The following is a 20,025-nucleotide window of genomic DNA, read 5'->3' as shown; positions in this document are numbered from 1 at the left end:
TTGTTACAATTACATTAAAAAAGGAAATATATGCAAGTTGAAATATTAATACTTGATTTTGGCAGCCAGTATACTCAATTAATAGCTAGAAGATTAAGAGAAGAGGGTGTTTACAGTGAAATAGTTCCTTATTTTGACGGGTTGAAAGCCGCTAAAGAGAAAAAACCGAAAGGTATAATTTTCAGCGGCGGACCTGCTAGTGTATACGAAAAAGACGCATACAGGGTAGATAAGGAAATATATGAGCTCGGTCTTCCTATTTTAGGTATATGTTACGGAATGCAGCTCATTACCGTAGATTTTGGCGGAGAAGTTGTAAGAGCGGATCATCATGAATACGGTAAAGCGGAATTATTTATAGATGAACCGCATAAAATATTTGAAGACTTGCAAAATCCTACCGTAGTTTGGATGAGCCACGGAGACAGGGTTGAGAAGCTCGCTCCCGGATTTAAAAGAATTGCGCATACTTCAAATGCCCCTTATGCGGCAATAGTAAATGAAGAAAAAGAAATATACGCTATTCAGTTTCACCCTGAAGTAACTCACAGTGTTGAAGGGCAGAAAATCTTAAGAAACTTTGCAAGAAACGTCTGCGGTGTTACAAGCAAATGGGATATGGCTCATTTCGCAAAAGAACAGATTAAAAAAATCAGAGAGCAGGTCGGCGACAATAAAGTTATATGTGCTCTAAGCGGCGGTGTTGACAGCTCAGTAACAGCAGCGCTATTACATGAAGCTATCGGAGATAAACTTGTTCCTATTTTTGTTGATACCGGACTTCTTAGAAAAAATGAAAGAGAAGAAGTAGAATATGCGTTTAAAAACGTGCTTCACGTGCCTTTAATTACTATAGATGCAAGAGAAAGATTTTTAAGCAAACTAAAAGGGGTTGTGGACCCTGAAAAGAAAAGAAAAATAATCGGACATACGTTTATCGAAGTGTTTGACGAAGAAGCAAAAAAACACAAAGACGCTAAATTCCTTGCACAGGGAACACTGTATCCTGACGTAATTGAAAGTGTAAGCGTAAAAGGTCCTTCTAAAACAATAAAATCCCATCATAATGTTGGTGGTCTTCCTGATTGGATGCAGTTTGAGCTTATAGAACCGTTAAGAGAACTTTTTAAAGACGAAGTCAGAAAATTAGGTCTTGAGCTTGGTCTGCCTAGCGAGCTGGTTTACAGACATCCGTTCCCTGGACCTGGACTTGCGATAAGAATTATGGGTGAAGTGAATGAGGAAGATTTGAATATCTTAAGAGAAGCGGACGCAATTTTGATTCAGGAACTTAAAGCATGGGGACTATACAATGATGTATGGCAGGCGTTTGCTGTACTTCTTAACGTAAGAAGCGTCGGAGTAATGGGCGATAACAGAACTTATGACAACACGGTTGCAATCAGGTGCGTAAGTTCGACAGACGGTATGACGGCAACGTTTAGTCATCTCCCGCACGATTTTCTTGAGAGGGTAAGTACTAGAATTATCAACGAGGTTGACGGAATAAACAGAGTAGTATACGATATTTCAAGTAAGCCTCCTGCAACAATAGAGTGGGAATAATTGAAGTGAAAAGTTAAAAGTGAAGAGTGAAAATTTACCTGTATATCTTTTAACTGATCAGAAAATTGACGGTGTATTGAATTATCCGGTAATCAAAATAAATTTTCTCTCTCCCTCTTTTTCTTTTGAAAATACTGATTATCTTATTTTTACTTCTAAAAACGGTGTAAGAGCAGTTGATAAATTGACGGATGAGTGGAAAAAATATCCGTCTTTGGCAATAGGAAAAGCAACAGCTGCTGAAATAGAAAAACTTGGCGGCAGGGTGGAATATATTGCAAAAAACGCGTACGGAGACGAGTTTGCTAAAGAAATTAATCAAAGATATCAAAATAAAACCTTCCTTTTTTTCAGGGCAAAGAAACTGGTCTCAAATATCGAAAAAGAGTTTATAAACAATACTTTAAAAGAAGTGATAATTTATGAAACATTGTGTAACAGACCCGATACCATATTAATAAAACCTTCCGTAGTGATATTTACTTCTCCTTCAACCGCAAGCTGTTTTGCTAAAATAGAGAATTTTGAAAACATATTTGCAGTTGCGATAGGCAAAAAAACCCAAAAAGAACTTTATAAATATATAAATAAAGTATACGTTGCGAATAAACCTTCAATTAATGAATGTATTAAACTTGCAAAATCCCTAAAAATAAGGTAAAATTAAACATATAAAAGTTCATTGAAATTCTTCGGATTTGCTTGATTTTACTCAGACTTTCTGATACAATTCCGCTCAACCTGGGAGGTGTCGCTACCCGCACATTTTGGGGCCCTACAACCAATTTTATGGAGGAGACGGTAGGGTCGGGGTGTGCGGCGGCTTATGCCGCCCCTAAACCGGCCCTCCTATCCTCAAACGTGTGACTTGGCGGAGCCCAAAGTCACTGCGTGAACGCCCTCCCGGGTCTTAAAAAGTTTCTTTTTTACCATATTTAATATATGATATAATAAAGAAAAACATTGAGGCTTTTTATGGTAAAATTTAGAAACAGTATCGTATTCAAAGTTCTTCTCCTCATTATAGTTATGCAAAGTATAATATGGATATGGATTGCTTCGTCAATCAAATCGCACCAGTCTAATATACTAAAAACTCTTAATACTCAGCAAAAACAGTTTGTTGTCAGTTTTATAGAAGAACAGAAACAAAAAACAAAAGAAAAAACGCTTTATAATTTAAAAAAACTAATAAATTTTTCCGCAACTACATTAAGCTATTCTTTATTTAACTACCAGGAAGAAGCTGCTAAAAAAGTTGTAAAAGACGTGTTGCTGGAAGATGATGTTATAAAGGCAGTAATTATTTATGACACTGTAGCCAGAGGCGTTTTTTTATCAGCTTACAAAGAAAACGGTAAAAAAGTTTTTTCTTCAGCACCTTTGCCTCCTAAATTCAAAAAATATAAATTTATAAAAAAAGAGCTTATTTACAACAACGAACCGATAGGCTATGTGAAAATTTACTATGATTTGGGTCCTGTACTTAAACATTTAAATGAAATAGAAAAAAAAGAGCTGGCTCTTGTAAATGAGAAATTTAATAAAATATACAAAAGCACTCTTCAAAAAGAGAAAATATTACTGTTTTATTTTATAATTGCGGCTCTTTTTACTATTGTGGTGTTAGTGTTTACTTTGAACGAATTTATAAACAAACCTTTAAAAGAGATAAGAAAAGGTCTTAAAAGGTTTTTTGACTTTTTAGCCAATCCTAAACAATCAATTAAGCCGATTAAAATAAACACCAAAGACGAATTCGGCGAAATAGCGGAATTTACAAATAAAGGCATTGCCGTCAGTTCAAAACTGCACAGAGAATTGTCAGAACTTATGAATGTTATTAATCAGTATGTAATAATAAGCGAATTTAATGAAAAAGGCGAAGTGATTGACGTTACGAAAGCTTTTTGTGAAACTTGCGGATATTCAAAAGAAGAACTGCTTAATAACAAACACCAACTGTTTAAAAACGTAAGATTAAATGAACTGATTGAAAAAGTAAATAAAAACGGTTCTTGGAACGGGGAAGTGAAATGCGTCACCAAAAGCGGTAAAGAATACTGGCTGTATTCACATATGACTAAAAAATGCATGTTTGATAACGAAGACTGCAAATATATTATGATTTCATACAATATTACCGACAAAAAAGAACTTGAAGAGCTGAAGAATCATTTAGAAGATCTTGTAGAGCAAAAAACAAGTAAAATAAAAGCACTTCTTGATATGACGGAAGAGAGTATAAGATATGCTTCTTTAATACAAAAATCGATTCTTCCGTCTGTAAAGGCGTTTGATAAATCGTTTGAAGATTATTTTATTATATGGGAACCTAAAGACGTGCTAGGCGGAGATATATACTTTTTAGACGAAGTTAGAAAAAATGAGTTTTTATTAATGGTTATAGACTGTACGGGACACGGTGTACACGGAGCGTTAATGACAATGCTCGTTAAAGCCATACAAATGCATATAATAAACGAGTTAAATCTTTCGTCCAAAAAAATATCCCCTTCAGAAATTTTGACACAGTTTAATATATCCATAAAATCTATATTGAAACAGTATACGAAAGATTCAAACTCCAATGCCGGATTTGACGGTGCTATAATTTATTATAATAAAAATGAAAATATTTTGACTTTTTCAAGTGCAAACGTTCCGTTGTTTTATTTAAACGAAAAAGGAGAAATTGAAACAATAAAGGGCGACAGACGTTCTGTGGGAGATGTATATACCGATATTAATTATAAATACAAAGAGTATGACATAAAATTATTTAACGGAATGAAATTTTATGTAACTACCGACGGATTTTTAGATCAGATAGGCGGTGAGCGCGAATTGCCGTTTGGTAAAAAAAGGTTTAAACAGCTTATTGAAAAATATCATAACAGTAAGTTTGAAATTCAAAAAGAACTGTTTTGGGAAGAATTAAAAAAATATCAAAAAGACGAATTGAGAACCGATGATATTACGGTAATAGGATTTAAGATAAAGAGGGGGTAAAAAATGAAAATTTTGCTTGCGCTGATTATGTTTGTAAGTTTATATGCTAAAGATGTGATACATATATGTGACGACGGTGCTGAATGGCCGCCGTTTGTGTTTTATAAAAGAGTGGACGGAAGAGTGGACAAAAGCAAGATAGTAGGTGCTTTGGTTGATATGTATAACGTTATGTTTAAAGATTTGAATATGACGTATAAACTTGATCTGGTGCCCTGGAAAAGATGTACCTATCTGGTAAGTCATTATGCAAGGGCAAAAAAATATATTATTTTTCCGGGGCTGTATTCTGAAAAAAGAGCAAAAGTTTTGTATATAACAAAACCTATTTATACGACGCATCAGGTTATATGGTATTCTAAAAAAAGATTTACAAAAAAAGAGATATTAAATAAAGTAAAAAACGATATCAATTCTTTAAGAATTTGTGATGTTAACGGATATAATACCGCATTTTACTATACCGTTTTTAATCTTGATAAAAACAAAACCATTAATCAGGAAGCCACTAGTCAATGTGCCGTTCTTAAAAAGATATCGGCAGACAGGTGTGATATAATGGTTGCTTCAAAAGAAGCTGTTTTAGGTTATGAAATGATTGGTAAATGTAAAATTCCAAAAGACATATCTTATGTGGCTTATCCTAAATTAAAAGTTTCTAAATTCAGACTTTTTATTTCTAAACAGTATCCTAAAGCTAAAGAGCTGTTGAAAGAATTAAACAGTGAAATAGAAAAACTGGATAAAAGCGGATTAAGAAAGAAAATACTGCAAAAATGGCTTAAAGAAAAAGAATAAAGTTTAATTACCGAATTCTTTTTCTATTTCTTTATCAAGTTCTTTTTGCGCTTTATCCGCTTGAATCTGCTGCCATAAAGCTTCCTGGTTATGTAATGATGACTTGATTACCTCTTTTGCCTTTTGTGCGTTTAAAGGAACTCCTACAAGCACATATAATGTTTTGTCAGGTGCAATCCACATATTAAGCTGTTTAGAGCCTATAAGAGTCTGTTTTGCCAACTGTTTTGAAACATACTGTGTCGCTTTCTCAACAGAATCTGTATTTGCCCCGGTAGTCGCCATGTAATTTTTGAACATGTTTTTAACTTTAATCTGAAGCTGTTTTGCTATTTCGTCTCTTGCTATAGCCATAGCTTCGCTTCTTTGAAAACTGAATCCCAACGGGGTCGGTTTAGCGCTTCCGACTGCTGTTACGTAATCTTTAATATCTCCGCCCGTGCATACCCATTTAGGAGCTTCCGTGTTTTGAATCACACATTCGCCGCTGACCTGCGGGGTTGTGGGTTTAGGAGCTTCTTTTGAGGAACAGCCGAGAAAAAGTAAAGCAATACCAGTAGCTAAAATTATTTTTTTCATCCTAAATCCTTTTTGTGAAAATTATAACACAATTATCTAATATAAACTTTGAGTTTAAGAACGGTTGATATTAAATACATATAATGTTCAAAACTTTGAAGGATTATTATGAAAGTATTAAAATATGCCGTTTTGGCAGTAATTGCAGCAGGAGCCGGACTGCTGTTTTATAAAAAGGTTTATATTCCGAAACATACATTTAAAACGACAACCGTTCAAAAAGCGGATATGAAAGTTAAAATCGAAGGCGTAGGAAACGTCGGAAGCGAAAACATATATAAAGTAAGCGCTGTTTTCGGCGGCAGGGTTAACGATTTTAATATTTCGGTAGGTGAGTATGTCAATAAAAACCAGCTGATAGCAAAAATCGACAGTGTTGATTTGAACAAACAGATTCAGTCCATTAAAGAAAACATAAAAGTAATTAAAGCAAACATACAAAGCTTAAAAGCCGATAAAGAATCTTCTTATAAAGACTATCTGTATCAGGAAGACGTGCTCAAAAAAAACAGAAAGCTTTATCAAAAAAAAGCGATTTCCGAGCTTGAATACAGAAAATATCTTACAAACAGAGACGTTGCCAAGCTTAAAGTGAGTTCAATCGGACAAAAAATAGTATCGCTTCAAAATCAGATCAAACAGTCGGAAGCAAATATAGCCGCTCTTGAAGAAAAACTTAAAAGATATACAATCAAAGCTACGGTTAGCGGATATGTTACTAAAAAATATATATCCAATCATGATGTGATCGGCAATTCCCAACCTATAATAGATGTTGTTTCTCCAAAAGATGTTTGGGTTGATACTTTTATCGATACCAGAATCAGCGGAGGAGTTAAAATAAACGACAAAGCATTTATTCATCTCCGTTCAGGAAAAAATCTTAAAGGATATGTCTATAAAATAAATCCGGTAAATAATGCCGTTACAAACGAAAGGGAAATATTTGTAAAATTCAACAAGACTCCCGTTCCGTTTTATCTTAACGAGCAGGCAATCGTAAATATTAAAACGGCAGATCTTAAAAATATGAATACAATTCCGGCAAAAGCCATTGCGTTTTATTCTCAAAAAGAGGGCGTATGGATTCTTAAAAACGGAAAAGCTCATTTTATTCCCGTTAAAATATTATCCCGTTCAGGGAATAAAGTTGCGATTGATAAAGGCGACATAACGGTTATTATTCCGGATCCGAAAAAGAAAACGTTAAAAGAAGGGATGAAAATATATAATGATTAATCTTGCTTTTAAAGACATAAGCCATTCTTTTTCCAAGTTTATAATTACGGCTATGAGTGTCGGGATTCTTCTTGGAATCGTAATCGTAATGATCGGCCTTTACAGAGGGATGATATATGACGCAAAGGCTTTGACGAATGATTTAGATGTGGATATCTGGGTTGTCCAGCAGGATACGCTCGGCCCTTTTGCGGAAACTTCAAAAATACATGAAGATTTAAAGAACAGAATTTCTTATCAGGAAGGTATCAAGTCCGCTGAAGCCATAACATTTCAAAACGTTCAAATGTCAAACAGATACGGAAGTTTTAAGGCTATGATAGTGGGATATGATCCGTTTGGAAAAATATCCGCCGTAAATCCTGAAAAACTTATTGCCGGAAGAACTCTTAATAAAGAGCATTACGAAATAGTTGTCAGTGACAAAACTCATTATAAACTGGGCGAAAAAATAAAACTCGGAAGGGATTATTATACGGTTGTGGGTATTACGAAAGACACCGTCTCAAACGGAGGGGACTATCTTGTGTTTGTCAGTCTCAAAGACGCTCAGATACTTCAGTTTACATATACCAACGAAAGAATAAGAAGCGATGAGAAACGCGGTATAAAAGGCACAAACCCTCATCTTGTGAATGCGATAATAGCTAAAGTAAAACAGGGGTACGATCCAAAAGAAGTAGCCAAAAGAATAGAGGAAAATACCCACAAATCCGTATATACCACTCCGCAGGAGCTTGTTTTGCTGCTTCAGAGGGTAATAAAGAAGTCCTCAAAACAGATAGGGACTTTTACGGTTATTCTGATAGTAGTATCCGTGGTTATTATAGCGCTTATTATTTATACGATGACGCTTGAAAAAATGAAAGAACTTTCAATTATGAAATTAATAGGGATACCAAATTCAACCATAGCTTCGATGATTATTCAAGAAACGGTTATTTTGGGAGTTTTGGCTTTTATTTCCGGAAATATTTTTGCGCATATGATAAGCGGACGGTTTCCGAAAAGAATTGTTTTGCTTTCGAGCGATTCGTTTATGCTGTTTGTAATTATTCTGATATTTTCGATTTTCGCGTCTTTCTTCGGGATTTACAAGGTTATGAAAACAGACCCAACGCAGGCGATAGGAGGATAATGTGTCAGTTGCGATTAAAGTAGAAAAACTGGTTAAAAAATTCGGACAGGGAAGCAGTGAGGTAGTTGTAATAGACGGAGCGGAATTTACACTTAATAAAGGTGAATTCGCAGCTCTTGTTGCTCCAAGCGGTGCCGGGAAAACGACGCTTCTTATGATGCTCGGATGTGTGCTTGAGCCTACAAGCGGAATGATTCAAATAGGCGATGAAATCGTATATAACAATAAATGGCTTATTAAAGACGACAGGAAACTTAGAAGAAGCAAACTCGGGTTTATTTTTCAGGCGCATTATCTTATACCGTTTTTGAATGTCGAAGAGAATGTAAGTCTTTTGCCTTATCAAAACGGAGAGCCGAAAAACGTAGTAAAGCCGAGAGTCGAAAAACTGCTGGATTACCTGGATATTTTGGAAAAAATAAAATCAATGCCGAGTGAACTCAGCGGAGGACAGAACCAGAGGGTTGCCATAGCCAGGGCGCTTGCAAACAACCCGGATATTATCCTTGCAGACGAACCTACCGCGGCGCTTGATAAAGTAATGGCTCAAAACGTCGTAAAACTTCTTAAACAGATAACGAGAGAGCATAACGTATCGATTATTATGGTTACGCACGACGAAAGCCTTTTACCATACTGCGATAAGGTGTTGAGTATAGAAGATAAAAAAATAGTGGTAAAAGACCAGTTAAAAGAGCATATTATTTAAGGAGAAATTATGAAAAGTTTAATGAAAACGGCACTGGCGGCAGCGGTATTTATAACTGCGTCAAACGCGGTGGATTTAAAAGTGCTGATTACCGACACATTGAAAAACAACCAAAATTTAAAAGCGGACAGATATTATCAGGAAGCAAAACAAAAGTCTTTTCAGAGTGTCAGGAATATTTATAATCCGAAACTTACCGGCGGTTTAAATTATAACAGGCTGGATCTGGATGTAAGAAACACGCAGGTTGTCAATACTGCTGCGGCTTTTGTCAAATTTAGCATGGATTTGTATGACGGAGGTAAAAACAGAGCTTTAAAAAACCAGAAACTGTATGAATACAAGGCCCAGAAATATCAAAATATCAGCAATGTAAATCAGACTATTTTGAATGTTGTTACTTTGTATTTTAATCTGAAAACCATTAAAGAAAATATTGAAGTTTATAAAGAAAAAGGCAGGGCGTTAAAAGCCCAGTATGAAAGAATAAAAAGCAAATACGACTTAAAAATGGCAACGCAAGAAGATGTTTTGAAATTAAAAAGCGAATATGAGGCAAACCTTTATACTATTGAAGAACTGAAATATCAGAAAATGCAGCTTATTAAAAATATAGAGCTTTACAGCGGTGTAAAAGTATCCAGACTTGATACAAGCGTAATTCCCGATACAAACGTAAAATATTCCACTACGAGCGATATTAAAGCTCTTGAAGAGAATTTAAAAGCGTCGGAAGAAAGTATAAATATTGCAAAATCTTCAAAAAAACCGCAGTTAAAAATCGAAGATACGCTAAGTTATTACAGATACAGCGATTATAATGAAAAACTTTTAAGCGATCTGCCTGATAAACAAAATCAGCTGAATATAAGTCTGACGTTTAATATTTTCGACACTTCGACTAAATCGAAAGTCGAATCTTCAAAATATATAAAACTTGCAACTGCCAGCAGGCTTGAATTTGCAAAAAAACAGGCCAAAACCGATTTTGAACTTGCCAGACAGAAATTACTCACACAAAAAGAAAAAATAAAATCCCTGCAAAGTGCGGTGGATATGGCAAACAGCGTATATAATACAGTTAAAATCAAATACGAAAACGGACTTGTGGACAATATCACTTACCTTGATGCCCTAAGCAAAAAAATATACTATATTGCACTTTACAAACAGGCTCAAAACGAACTTCAGATTATAAAAATGGAATATTACCTTAAAAGCGGTATAGATTATAAAAAGCTTTTGAGTTTATTGAAGTAATGGCGTCCCCGGCGCGATTCGAACGCACGACCCCCACCTCCGCAGGGTGGTGCTCTATCCAGCTGAGCTACGGGGACATTTAGAGATGAAATTATACAATGTAAAACGGAAAATGTAAAATCATTTCATAATAATTACTGCGGCAATTGCAAAGCCTCCGTCGTGAGATATTGATACGTCGGCTTGTTTTAAATTAAACTTTTCAAGAGTGGATGAAGAAAAACAAGGCTTGCCTTTTTTGTCTTTTATTATTTCTATATCCAAAAAAGAACATTCCTCTCCTATGCCTGTCCCTAATGCTTTTGAAAAAGCTTCTTTTGCAGCCCAGAAACCGGCTGCAGTATGAGGAGATTTAATAAGTTTTATTTCATTGTCGTTAAGATATCTTTTTAAGGCTTTATCGCCGAATTTATTTATCATATTTTCAATTCTTGAAACTGATATTACATCAATACCGATCATTACTGTATAACAAACTCCGTAAAGTATACGTGTCTTATTTCTCCGGTTGTCAAAATTTCATTAATTTTTCTTTTTATTTCTTCTTTAAGTTTTTCTTTTCCTCTTGAAGTTTGTATTTCTTCAACTGTTTTACTTGAAAGTATTCTTATAATCAAATCTCTGATTGCCGGAAGTTTTTTATCAAGTTCTTTTTGTAAGTCCGGTGAGTCCATTTCAAGGTCTATTTTACATTTTAAGTATCTGTTTGCGTTGTTGGATACAAGGTTGACGATAAACTGGTCTAACGGATAAATAGGGCCGATTTCAGCCATGTTTTCTACTTTTTTCTTTTTCTCTATTTTTTGAGGTGCCTGCGGTTGATCAGCTTGAGGTTCATCGTTTCCGCTTAATAGGAAATAGGCCACTAAACCTCCTACAATAAGAAGTATCAGCAGTAACACAATAATAACGATTAAAAGTAATTTACTCCCGCCTTCTTTTTTCTCTTCCTGAGTTTCCTGATTTTCTTTTTCTTCAGCCATTTTCATCCTTTGTGTAAGTTTGTTATAATTTTAGCAAAAAAGGTCTAATTTGATAAGCGACTTCTTTTATATAATCGGTAAAAGTACCATTGATTTTATAGCGGGGCTGGGGAAATTTACCATATTTCAGATAAAACTTCTGCCGCTTCTGTTTAAACCTCCTTTTAGAATCAAGCAGATTTTCGAACAGATAAATTTTATGGGATTCGGAAGTTTGGGGGTTATTTTTCTTACGTCGTTTTTTACGGGACTGGTTGAGGCTGTACAGCTGTATAATGGGTTTCATAAATTCGGAGTAGAGGATTTTATGGGATATACTATTTTTATATCAATTTGTAAGGAACTGGGTCCCGTATTTGCAGCTCTTATGGTGGTGAGCAGGGGAGTTAGCGCTTATGCCGCGGAACTAGGAAGTATGAGAGTTACCGAGCAGATTGACGCTCTTGACGTTATGGCTGTTGATTCAAAACAGTATCTTATTATTCCAAGAATACTCGGAACTATTATTTCATTGCCTCTGCTGATACTGTTTTTTGACGCGGTAGCGAATATAGGTGCTTATCTTATTTCCGTTTATACACTTGACGTAAACGGTTACACATATATAGAAAACATAAAACAGTTCGGTGATATAAAAGATTTCAGTGAAGGTATTGTAAAAGGTTTAGTGTTCGGATATTTAATTAGCGCCGTTGGTACATATATCGGATATAACACTACAGGGGGAGCCAAAGGAGTCGGTGTTAGTACGACTAAAGCCGTTGTAATCGCATCTATATTAATATTTGTAGCCGATTACGTCGTATCGGCTTTTTATTTAATCTTCTGAAGGAATTAATCCTTCATTCTTCTTAAATAAGCAGGAATATCTAAAGCGTCGCTGTCAAGCTCTATACCGCCTACGACTTTTTTAGTAAATGACTGCATGATTTCGTCTTTTATGTCGTTTACAGGTTTTTTCTCAACTTTGCTTTTTTCAAATCCTGTAGCTACGATTGTGACTTTTATTTCATCAGGTGCCAGAGAATTGTCTGTTGTGGTACCGAAAATAATATCAGCGTCTTCGTCAGCTTTTTCGTAAACTATATTCATACCTTCGTCAATTTCAGCCAAAGGATAGTCGTCATGTAATGTAAAGTGAACAAGTACACCCATTGCCCCGTCAATTGATAAATTATCAAGAAGCGGTGATTCTATTGCTTTTTTAATTGCGTTAAATGCCGCATTTTCACCCTGATCCTGTCCCATACCCATAAGAGCAAGACCCTGATGAGACATAACAGTTCTAAGGTCGTTGAAGTCAACATTGATATCATTTTCGCCATAGCTGATAACCATATTAGAAATACCGCCTACAGCCTGATATAAAACATCATCTACAAGTGCAAACGCTTCTCTTCTTCCGACTTTTCTGTCGATAATAGTAAGAAGTTTCTCATTTGGAATAACTACGATAGAGTTTGCTTCCTGTTTTAGTTCGGTTGTTCCCGATTCTGCAAGTTTTTTTCTTTTAGGCCCTTCAAAAGGAAAAGGTTTTGTTACGACGCCTATAGTAAGAGCTCCCACTTCTTTTGCAGCTCTTGCTATTACGGGAGCGGCACCTGTACCGGTTCCTCCGCCCATTCCTGCAGATATAAATACCAAGTCTGCTCCCTGAAGCGCTTCTTTTAGCTCTTCATAAGTCTCTTCAGCCGCTTTCATTCCGATTTCCGGTTTCATTCCGGCTCCAAGACCGTTTGTGAGGCGTGAGCCAAGCTGTATTTTTTTATGAGCTTTGCTTGTTTTTAACGCTTGTATATCAGTGTTCGCGGCTATTAGTTCCACTCCTTTTATACCTTGAGTGGCGATATAATTTATCATATTGTTTCCGCCGCCTCCGACACCTATTACTTTTATTACAGGTCCGTCTACTGTTTCATTGATTTTGAATAGTTCGTTCATTTTCTCCCCTTAAAATAGATTATTTAACCAAGTTATGAATTTTCTGAATGGATTGATTTTTTGTGGTTTTTGAGATGCGATATTTGCCAATTCCTCCTTTTCATCAACTTGTTTTTGTTCTTTTTGCATTTCATCGTCAAACTGAATATCAAATACGTGTTCAGATTTGAACTGCTGATTTGAATCTTTTTCATATTTGTTGTTTTCACCGTTACCGTATAATAATAAACCTATCACAGTGGCGTATTCCGGAGCCTGAAGATTTTCAACAAGCCCGTTTATAACTTTAGGCTTTCCGACTCTTACAGGATGCCCGTCAAAAAACTGAGACGCAATCTCTTTTACATTATAAAAATTAGTAAATCCTCCGGTTAAAACTATTCCGGCGCCTAGTTTGGCTTTTAGTCCGCTTCTTTCTATTTCTTTGTTTAGAAGTAAAAATGTTTCTTCCACCCTTGCGCTGATAACCTGTGTAATTGTGCTGAGTGATGCTTTTTGTTTTTCGTTTTCGTTTCCTATAACTGAAATCTCAATAAGGTCTTCTTCAGTTTTTATAAGTTCTTCAAAATGTGTTTTAATATATTCGGCTTCGCTAGGAGTAGTGTGAAGCGCCATTGAAAGGTCACTTGTTATATGATGGCTTCCGACTGCAAGAAAATCTGTATATCTTAAGGCTTTGTTTAAATATATCGCTAAATCAGAAGTAGTCGCTCCTATGTCTATTACTGCAACGCCAAGTTCTTTTTCGTCTTCGTTTAGCACCGCAAGAGCGCTGGCGTATCCTGCGTTTACGATGTTTACGATTTCAATTCCTGCCTGTTTGAATGTTTTTTTAAGATTTTCCATTCCCGATTTCTGAGCTATTATTATATGCAGGGAAACTTCAAGTCTGCTTCCGCTCATTCCCTGAGGGTCTTCTATTTCGCTGAGCTCGTCTACTTTAAAATCATAAGGAATCGCCTGAAGAACAACATAATCGTTTGGTATTGTGGCATTGTATAATGCCGTTTGAATTGCTCTGTTTATTTCTTTAAGTGTTACTTCGTTACCCGGTATGTTTACTATACCGTTGCTTTTGATACTCTGAGTATATGTAGACGAAATAGAAACGATTGCTTTGTTGATTTCTATTCCGGCAATTCTTTTTGCGTCGCTAAGAGCCTGTTTTATAGATTTTGCCGCTTCGTCAATATTTGTGATAGCGCCTTTTTTAATACCTTTGCTTTTTGCTATTCCCACCCCGCTGATAGATAGTTCCTCGTCAACATTTGCAATAATCGCAATTGTTTTGAAACTGCCTACATCAATAGCTAAAATTGATTTCAATGTCGTTCCTTTATTTTACGTAACTTACAATATTGTATTTTGTCATTAAATCTTTAATTAAATCGTCAAGCAGTGCAGCGTTTAAAGTGGCATCCGCCATAGCGGCAACCTGCTGTTTGTTTTTTTCATATTTAGCTTTATCCAGCAACTTTTGTTCCAAAACTTGATAAACAACGGCTTTTTGAGGGTTTGTAGCCGGAATCAACAGATAATTTTTAGCTTTTTGAAGACTGAATTCTGTAAATAAAAATTCTGTTGCTTCTGCAGGAGAAAGGCCTTTTATTTTATTGGCGTCGTATTTTGTAACAAAACCTGTTTTGTATCCTTTGAAATCTCCTTTTAAAGCTTCTTTTGCGTTGTTTTCCAAAGCCTGAAGCGTTTTAATGTTTAACAGGTCTTTGATTACGTCGGCTTTAGCTTTTTCGAAAGGAAGAGGTTTTGGTTTGATTTCTTCAACAAGTTTTGCGCTTATGTATTCGTTTTGATCGATAAAAGGTTTTACATATCCGTTTTGAATAAGCTGTTTCATTTTGTCTTCAGGTATTATGCTGTTGTTTAATGTTAAAGTAAGCAGTCTGTAGTTTTCAGCGCCTTCTTTAAGTTTTTTATACGCAAGAATCGCGTCTTTTTTAGAAAGTTTCGCAAGATAGTCTCTTTTTACCAGTTTTTTAGCCTGGTCGAAAGTTAAAATTTCGCCTTTGTCGTTTTTATAATCGTTTCTGTTTTCGCTGTAGTATTCTTTTAGTTCTTTTTCGGTTGCAACACCTTTTATAGGTGTAGTCACTATTGCGATTTTATACATGGTAGGCGACTGGTATCTGTTTTTGTTTTTTTCCCAGAAAGCTTTTATTTCGTCTTCACTTAAATTTACTTTTACTGATGATTTGTTGATTATTTTTATTTTTAAACTGTCGCTGTTGTATAACGCGCTTCCGAATGTAAGTTTTAATGTTTCAGAAGGTGTTATGTGAAGAGCTGTAAGAAGTTTCTGAACTAAAAGCTGTTTTCTCAGGTTTGATTCGAATTCTTTTGCTTTTTGGCCTGTCTGTCTTAGGTAAAGCATATATGTTTTTTTGTCTTTGAAATATTTAAGAATCTGTTCCGCTATTTCTTTTTCGGTAACGTACATTCCCAGGTCTTTGGCATACTGTCTGAGTACGCCTTGCTGAATTGCCATTTGAAAAGCCTGTTTTTTTAATCCCATTTTTTCTGCGGTTGCGTCGTCAAGCGTTCCGCCGAGTTTTTTATTCATTTCCTGAAAAAGATTGTTATATATCTGCTGTACATCCTGAATACTCACTTCGGTATTTTTTATTTTAGCCACGGTTGAGCTTTTTCTTCCGAACTGAAACTGTCCCCATCCTACAAATCCGGCTCCTATAAATGCCACTGTAGCTATCCATATAGTTATTACAAGCCATTTTCTATGCGTCTGCATCCATTCGATCATATTTTTCCTTTGTTATAAATTCTAACACGTTTTTTGATATTATAATAAAAAAAAACGTCCTAAAGAAGGGATTTTTGATGAAAAATCAAGAAATTATGCAAAAAGATTTAAAATTCAACTGGCATCCTTGCACTCAGATGAAAGATCACGAATTTTTACCAATTATTCCTATAAAAAAAGCAAAAGGCGTCTGGCTCGAAGATTTTGAAGGAAACAGATATATAGACGCCATAAGCAGCTGGTGGGTTAATATTTTAGGACATTCTAACGAATATATAAATAAAAAAATCTCACAGCAGCTTGAAACGCTCGAACACGTAATTTTTGCAGGGTTTACACATGAAGGAGCGGTAAGGCTCGGTGAGAGACTTTGCAGACTCAGCGGGTTTGACAAGGTTTTTTATGCAGATAACGGAAGCAGCGCTGTGGAAGTCGCCATTAAAATGGCTTTTCACTACTGGAAAAACAAAGGCCAGGTGAGAGAGCTTTTTCTGAGTCTTAAAAATTCATATCACGGTGAAACCATAGGCGCTTTAAGCGTCGGAGATGTGGGGCTTTATAAAGATACCTATAAAGAAATACTGATTAAAAACATTACTATCCCTATACCTGAAGATCAGAGCGAAGAAGAAGCGCAGAAAGCTTTGAAAGAAGCCGAGAATATTTTCGAAAAACATCATAAAAACATTTCGTCGCTTATAATCGAACCTCTTGTGCAGTGTGCGGGATATATGAAAATGCACTCGCCTCTGTTTGTTAAAGGGCTAAGGGAGCTTTGCGATAAATACAATATCCTGATGATTGCAGATGAGATTGCCGTGGGATTCGGCAGAACGGGCAGTATGTTTGCATGCGAACTGGCCGGAATCAAGCCTGATTTTATGTGTCTGAGTAAAGGGCTTACCGGTGGATATCTGCCGCTTAGCGTAGTGCTTACGACGGATGATATTTACAGGGCGTTTTATTGCGATTACACTGAACTAAAGGCGTTTTTGCACTCGCATTCGTATACGGCGAATCCTCTCGGGATTGCGGCGGCTAACGCCGTACTTGACATTTTTGAAATGAAACAGTGGAAATATGAAGAGGGGAAATGGTATTCTGTACTGGAAAGAAATAAGAAATTATCAAAATATATCTGGGACAAAGTGCAAAAGTTCAAAGACCTTCCGAATGTAAAAGATATACGCCAAACGGGAATGATTACGGCTGTAGAAATGATAGATTATCCGTGGCAGGAGAGAAAAGGGCTTAAAGTTTACGAATACGGTCTGAAAAACGGAGTGTTGCTAAGACCACTCGGAAACGTGATATATTTTATGCCGCCGTATGTAATTGAATATGATGAAATTGATAAAATGACAGATGTGGCGTATGAGGGGATTAAGAGTATAGAAAATTGATATATAAAGCTGCAGTGAAAGATTATGAAATAAAATATGAATTTTAAATTTTCAATGATAAATTAATCAATATTGTATATAGTTTGAATAATAATTTTAACCGGAGATATAAAATGATAAATATAAAAGAAGCTATTAAAAAATCACTTTTAAATCCAATCAGGCATTTCAGACTAAGATATCTGCCGCTTTTGATGATATATTTTGCTTACGGTGCAAGCGGAATAAGCGGTGTGGCGGAAACATTCTGGGTAAAAGAGCAATTAAATCTTTCCGCGACAGCACTGGTGAGTTTGGGTGTATGGTTAAGTATTCCGTGGACCATTAAAATGGTGTTCGGGCAGCTTGTGGACAGTGTGCCGATACTGGGTTCACAAAGAAGGGCGTATGTTTATATCGGGGCCAGTTTAATAGCTGCCGGGACGGTGCTTTTAATAGGTCTTGCCGGTGATTATCCGTGGGCTAAATTTGCCAGCAAGGAAAACGTGTATATTATTTCCGCACTTTTAAGCGTAATCGGATTTGTTTTGCAGGATGTTGTGGCCGATACTATGAGTACGGAAGTAGTCGACCGTAACCAGCCCGAGGAAATTGTCCAGGAAGAGCTTGCGTATGTGCAGATTTTGGGCCGTCTTGCCATTTCATTTGCCGGAGTTCTTGTGGCCGGTCTTTCAGGGTGGCTTGCTCAGATTTTGTCTTATAAAACTATTTTCGAAATTTCTTTAATTATTCCTTTGATTTCCATTATCGGAGTTACGATAGTAAAACTTGACGTTGCCAAACCGAGCCCCATCAACTGTAAAATTCTCTGCGGCGGTTTGGCTTTTGCCGTATTTGTCGTGCTTATGGGATACGGGCAGTATCAACACTGGCAAAATCACATAGTTGCTTTTGTATTTAAGTATTCTCAGGAAATTGTGTTTTTAGTCAGTTTCAGTGTAATTGTTTATATGCTGTCTCTTCTTTTAAAAGATATAGACCCGAAAACAAAAAGCTTTATTATCAAAACGGCAATTATTATTTTCGTATACCGTGCAATGCCGAGTGTAGGTCCCGGGCTTCAGTGGTGGGAAATCGATATACTGCATTTCGATAAAGCTTTTTTTGGAACGCTTTCTCAAATCGGTGCCGTTCTTTCGATCCTCGGAATGTGGCTTTTCAGTGATTTTATAGCTAAAAAGCCTGTCCATTATACGCTTATATGGCTGACTGTCATTACTACTATACTCTTTTTACCGATTATCGGGCTATATTACGGTATACCTCAGAGCTGGGGACTCTCTCCAAAAACAGTAGCCGTTATAGACACAGCGGTGGAGTCTCCTTTTGCACAGCTTAGTATGATTCCGCTTCTTACACTCATAGCCATTTATGCGCCGGAAGGCAAAAGAGCTACCTGGTTTGCCCTTATGGCAAGCCTTATGAACCTGGCTCTCACCGCCGGAGGACTCTTTACGAAATATTTAAACGAAATATTCGTAGTCAGCCGTAAAGTCGTTGAAAACGGACACGTTATAATGCCTCAGGATTACAGCAAACTTGGAATTTTGATGATAATTGTCACTGTTTTAAACGTAACGATACCGATTGTTACTATTTATTATTTAATGGTTGTTAAGAAAAAATAATAATATTTATAAAAAAAATAAAATTTAAGCTTAAAATGTTGACGAACATATAACTTTTAGTTATAATACTAAAAAAACTTGAGTAAAGGAGAATAAAGTATGGCAATAATTATGCTTATTTTAATGAACGTAGCGGTAATGGCATCGATTTATTTAACTATATTTTTAATTGAGGCGTTTTTCGGTGTCAGACTGGATCAGGGAACTATCAGCGGACTTTTGATTTTGTCTTTTATAGTGGGATTCAGCGGCGCTTTGATTTCGCTGTTTTTATCTAAATGGATGGCAAAAATGAGTGCGGGAGTCAGGGTAATAGAAACTCCGAGCAATGATGCCGAAGCGTGGCTTGTAAACACGGTGGCCAAGCTTGCTAAAGAAGCCGGTATTGGGATGCCGGAAGTAGGTATATTTGACGGGCCTCCTAACGCGTTTGCCACAGGATGGAACAGAAACGATGCGCTTGTAGCGGTTTCTACAAGTCTTTTTGATTTAATGGATACAAAAGAAATAGAAGGTGTGCTTGCACACGAAATCAGCCATATCAAACACGGCGATATGATAACAATGACGCTTTTACAGGGTGTTTTAAATACATTTGTGTTTTTCGTATCGCGTTTGATTGCGAGTATTATTTCGCCTAAAGACGAAGAAGGAAATGAAAATCCTTTTGCATATATGGCTATAAGTTTTGCGCTTGAGATGCTTTTGAGTATATTTGCGACAATGCTTGCGATGTGGTTCAGCAGATACAGGGAATATAAAGCGGATGCTGGAGCCGTAAGACTCGACGGACCGGAAGGGATATATTACGCTCTTGCAAAACTCGGACAGATTCCAAAAGAGCAGGTTGCACTTCCTAAAGATATGAAAGCATTCGGAATAGTTGGATTTTTGGATCTTTTCAGTTCGCATCCGCCTATTGAAAAAAGACTTGAAAACATTAAACAGGTTGCAAGAGAGATGGGATACAACATATAATTGAGAATGGAGAAT

Annotated in this window: 18 protein-coding genes and 1 tRNA gene; 12 read left to right on the top strand and 7 right to left on the bottom strand. The window is 36.2% G+C overall.

Features of this window, described 5'->3' with window-relative positions; genetic code table 11:
* Positions 1 to 30 precede the first annotated feature (30 nt).
* From guaA to C3L23_RS05070, 4 genes are all read left to right on the top strand, one after another.
* Positions 31 to 1,566 (top strand): glutamine-hydrolyzing GMP synthase, encoded by a 1,536-nt coding sequence (gene guaA / locus C3L23_RS05085; RefSeq protein WP_127680495.1) that lies wholly within the window; start codon positions 31 to 33, stop codon positions 1,564 to 1,566.
* Positions 1,567 to 1,585: 19 nt separating this feature from the next.
* Entirely contained in the window at positions 1,586 to 2,227 is a 642-nt protein-coding gene (locus tag C3L23_RS05080; RefSeq protein ID WP_127680493.1) for a uroporphyrinogen-III synthase, read from the top strand.
* 314 nt (positions 2,228 to 2,541) lie between these two features.
* Positions 2,542 to 4,578 (top strand): SpoIIE family protein phosphatase, encoded by a 2,037-nt coding sequence (locus tag C3L23_RS05075; RefSeq protein ID WP_127680491.1) that lies wholly within the window; start codon positions 2,542 to 2,544, stop codon positions 4,576 to 4,578.
* Positions 4,579 to 4,581: 3 nt separating this feature from the next.
* A complete protein-coding gene (locus C3L23_RS05070; protein WP_127680489.1) occupies positions 4,582 to 5,376 on the top strand; it encodes an ABC transporter substrate-binding protein in 795 nt (264 codons plus the stop codon).
* Between the two features lie 3 nt (positions 5,377 to 5,379).
* Here C3L23_RS05070 and C3L23_RS05065 read toward each other — a convergent pair whose 3' ends face one another.
* Entirely contained in the window at positions 5,380 to 5,955 is a 576-nt protein-coding gene (locus C3L23_RS05065; RefSeq protein ID WP_127680487.1) for an LPP20 family lipoprotein, read from the bottom strand.
* Between the two features lie 108 nt (positions 5,956 to 6,063).
* Here C3L23_RS05065 and C3L23_RS05060 point away from each other — a divergent pair, with 108 nt between their 5' ends.
* Genes C3L23_RS05060 through C3L23_RS05045 form a run of 4 tightly spaced genes read left to right on the top strand, consistent with a single transcriptional unit; the run spans position 6,064 to position 10,301 of the window.
* Positions 6,064 to 7,194 carry an efflux RND transporter periplasmic adaptor subunit gene (locus C3L23_RS05060; RefSeq protein ID WP_127680485.1) on the top strand — a complete coding sequence of 377 codons (1,131 nt, stop codon included), beginning with the start codon at positions 6,064 to 6,066 and terminating at the stop codon, positions 7,192 to 7,194.
* Positions 7,187 to 8,332 (top strand): ABC transporter permease, encoded by a 1,146-nt coding sequence (locus C3L23_RS05055; RefSeq protein WP_127680483.1) that lies wholly within the window; start codon positions 7,187 to 7,189, stop codon positions 8,330 to 8,332. The genes C3L23_RS05060 and C3L23_RS05055 overlap by 8 nt, the downstream gene beginning before the upstream one ends.
* 1 nt (position 8,333) lies before the next feature.
* Positions 8,334 to 9,041: an ABC transporter ATP-binding protein gene (locus C3L23_RS05050; protein ID WP_127680481.1), complete on the top strand. Its 708-nt coding sequence runs from the start codon at positions 8,334 to 8,336 to the stop codon at positions 9,039 to 9,041.
* Between the two features lie 9 nt (positions 9,042 to 9,050).
* A complete protein-coding gene (locus tag C3L23_RS05045; RefSeq protein WP_127680479.1) occupies positions 9,051 to 10,301 on the top strand; it encodes a TolC family protein in 1,251 nt (416 codons plus the stop codon).
* Here the strand turns inward: C3L23_RS05045 and C3L23_RS05040 are convergent.
* From C3L23_RS05040 to fliL, 3 genes are all read right to left on the bottom strand, one after another.
* A tRNA-Arg gene (locus tag C3L23_RS05040) sits at positions 10,302 to 10,378 on the bottom strand.
* A 43-nt stretch (positions 10,379 to 10,421) separates the two neighbouring features.
* A complete protein-coding gene (gene acpS, locus C3L23_RS05035) occupies positions 10,422 to 10,763 on the bottom strand; it encodes a holo-ACP synthase (RefSeq protein WP_127680477.1) in 342 nt (113 codons plus the stop codon).
* Positions 10,763 to 11,284, bottom strand: a complete 522-nt coding sequence (fliL, locus tag C3L23_RS05030; RefSeq protein WP_127680475.1) for a flagellar basal body-associated protein FliL — start codon at positions 11,282 to 11,284, stop codon at positions 10,763 to 10,765. Before fliL ends, acpS begins: the two co-directional genes overlap by 1 nt.
* A gap of 49 nt (positions 11,285 to 11,333) precedes the next feature.
* Between fliL and C3L23_RS05025 the strand changes: the two genes are divergently transcribed.
* A complete protein-coding gene (locus C3L23_RS05025) occupies positions 11,334 to 12,113 on the top strand; it encodes an ABC transporter permease (RefSeq protein ID WP_127680473.1) in 780 nt (259 codons plus the stop codon).
* A gap of 5 nt (positions 12,114 to 12,118) precedes the next feature.
* Here the strand turns inward: C3L23_RS05025 and ftsZ are convergent, their stop codons facing one another.
* Genes ftsZ through C3L23_RS05010 form a run of 3 tightly spaced genes read right to left on the bottom strand, consistent with a single transcriptional unit; the run spans position 12,119 to position 16,001 of the window.
* Entirely contained in the window at positions 12,119 to 13,225 is a 1,107-nt protein-coding gene (gene ftsZ, locus C3L23_RS05020; protein WP_127680471.1) for a cell division protein FtsZ, read from the bottom strand.
* 9 nt (positions 13,226 to 13,234) lie between these two features.
* Entirely contained in the window at positions 13,235 to 14,551 is a 1,317-nt protein-coding gene (gene ftsA / locus C3L23_RS05015) for a cell division protein FtsA (protein WP_127680469.1), read from the bottom strand.
* Positions 14,552 to 14,561: 10 nt separating this feature from the next.
* The gene (locus tag C3L23_RS05010; protein ID WP_127680467.1) at positions 14,562 to 16,001 is read right to left on the bottom strand and encodes a peptidylprolyl isomerase; all 1,440 of its coding nucleotides are present in this window, start codon (positions 15,999 to 16,001) and stop codon (positions 14,562 to 14,564) included.
* 77 nt (positions 16,002 to 16,078) lie between these two features.
* Between C3L23_RS05010 and C3L23_RS05005 the strand changes: the two genes are divergently transcribed.
* The 3 genes from C3L23_RS05005 (at position 16,079) to htpX (ending at position 20,010) form a co-directional block, all read left to right on the top strand.
* A complete protein-coding gene (locus tag C3L23_RS05005) occupies positions 16,079 to 17,404 on the top strand; it encodes an adenosylmethionine--8-amino-7-oxononanoate transaminase (RefSeq protein ID WP_127680465.1) in 1,326 nt (441 codons plus the stop codon).
* Between the two features lie 113 nt (positions 17,405 to 17,517).
* Complete coding sequence (locus tag C3L23_RS05000; RefSeq protein WP_127680463.1) at positions 17,518 to 19,032, top strand: hypothetical protein; 1,515 nt, start codon at positions 17,518 to 17,520, stop codon at positions 19,030 to 19,032.
* A 99-nt stretch (positions 19,033 to 19,131) separates the two neighbouring features.
* A complete protein-coding gene (htpX, locus tag C3L23_RS04995) occupies positions 19,132 to 20,010 on the top strand; it encodes a protease HtpX (protein WP_127680461.1) in 879 nt (292 codons plus the stop codon).
* The last annotated feature ends 15 nt before the right edge of the window (positions 20,011 to 20,025 follow it).

This window comes from Nautilia sp. PV-1 (assembly GCF_004006315.1).
In the GTDB taxonomy this organism is placed as follows: Bacteria; Campylobacterota; Campylobacteria; order Campylobacterales; family Nautiliaceae; genus Nautilia; species Nautilia profundicola_A.
The sequence above is the reverse complement of the archived record's forward strand: the minus strand, read 5'-3'. Positions and strand labels throughout refer to the sequence as shown.

Excerpts from the sequence above, each read along its gene's own strand:
- guaA (WP_127680495.1), top strand. The coding sequence starts at position 31 with ATGCAAGTTGAAATATTAATACTTGATTTTGGCAGCCAGTATACTCAA.
- C3L23_RS05075 (WP_127680491.1), top strand. The coding sequence starts at position 2,542 with ATGGTAAAATTTAGAAACAGTATCGTATTCAAAGTTCTTCTCCTCATT.
- C3L23_RS05070 (WP_127680489.1), top strand. The coding sequence starts at position 4,582 with ATGAAAATTTTGCTTGCGCTGATTATGTTTGTAAGTTTATATGCTAAA.
- C3L23_RS05065 (WP_127680487.1), bottom strand. The coding sequence starts at position 5,955 with ATGAAAAAAATAATTTTAGCTACTGGTATTGCTTTACTTTTTCTCGGC.
- C3L23_RS05060 (WP_127680485.1), top strand. The coding sequence starts at position 6,064 with ATGAAAGTATTAAAATATGCCGTTTTGGCAGTAATTGCAGCAGGAGCC.
- C3L23_RS05055 (WP_127680483.1), top strand. The coding sequence starts at position 7,187 with ATGATTAATCTTGCTTTTAAAGACATAAGCCATTCTTTTTCCAAGTTT.
- C3L23_RS05045 (WP_127680479.1), top strand. The coding sequence starts at position 9,051 with ATGAAAAGTTTAATGAAAACGGCACTGGCGGCAGCGGTATTTATAACT.
- acpS (WP_127680477.1), bottom strand. The coding sequence starts at position 10,763 with ATGATCGGTATTGATGTAATATCAGTTTCAAGAATTGAAAATATGATA.
- fliL (WP_127680475.1), bottom strand. The coding sequence starts at position 11,284 with ATGGCTGAAGAAAAAGAAAATCAGGAAACTCAGGAAGAGAAAAAAGAA.
- ftsZ (WP_127680471.1), bottom strand. The coding sequence starts at position 13,225 with ATGAACGAACTATTCAAAATCAATGAAACAGTAGACGGACCTGTAATA.
- C3L23_RS05010 (WP_127680467.1), bottom strand. The coding sequence starts at position 16,001 with ATGATCGAATGGATGCAGACGCATAGAAAATGGCTTGTAATAACTATA.
- C3L23_RS05005 (WP_127680465.1), top strand. The coding sequence starts at position 16,079 with ATGAAAAATCAAGAAATTATGCAAAAAGATTTAAAATTCAACTGGCAT.
- C3L23_RS05000 (WP_127680463.1), top strand. The coding sequence starts at position 17,518 with ATGATAAATATAAAAGAAGCTATTAAAAAATCACTTTTAAATCCAATC.
- htpX (WP_127680461.1), top strand. The coding sequence starts at position 19,132 with ATGGCAATAATTATGCTTATTTTAATGAACGTAGCGGTAATGGCATCG.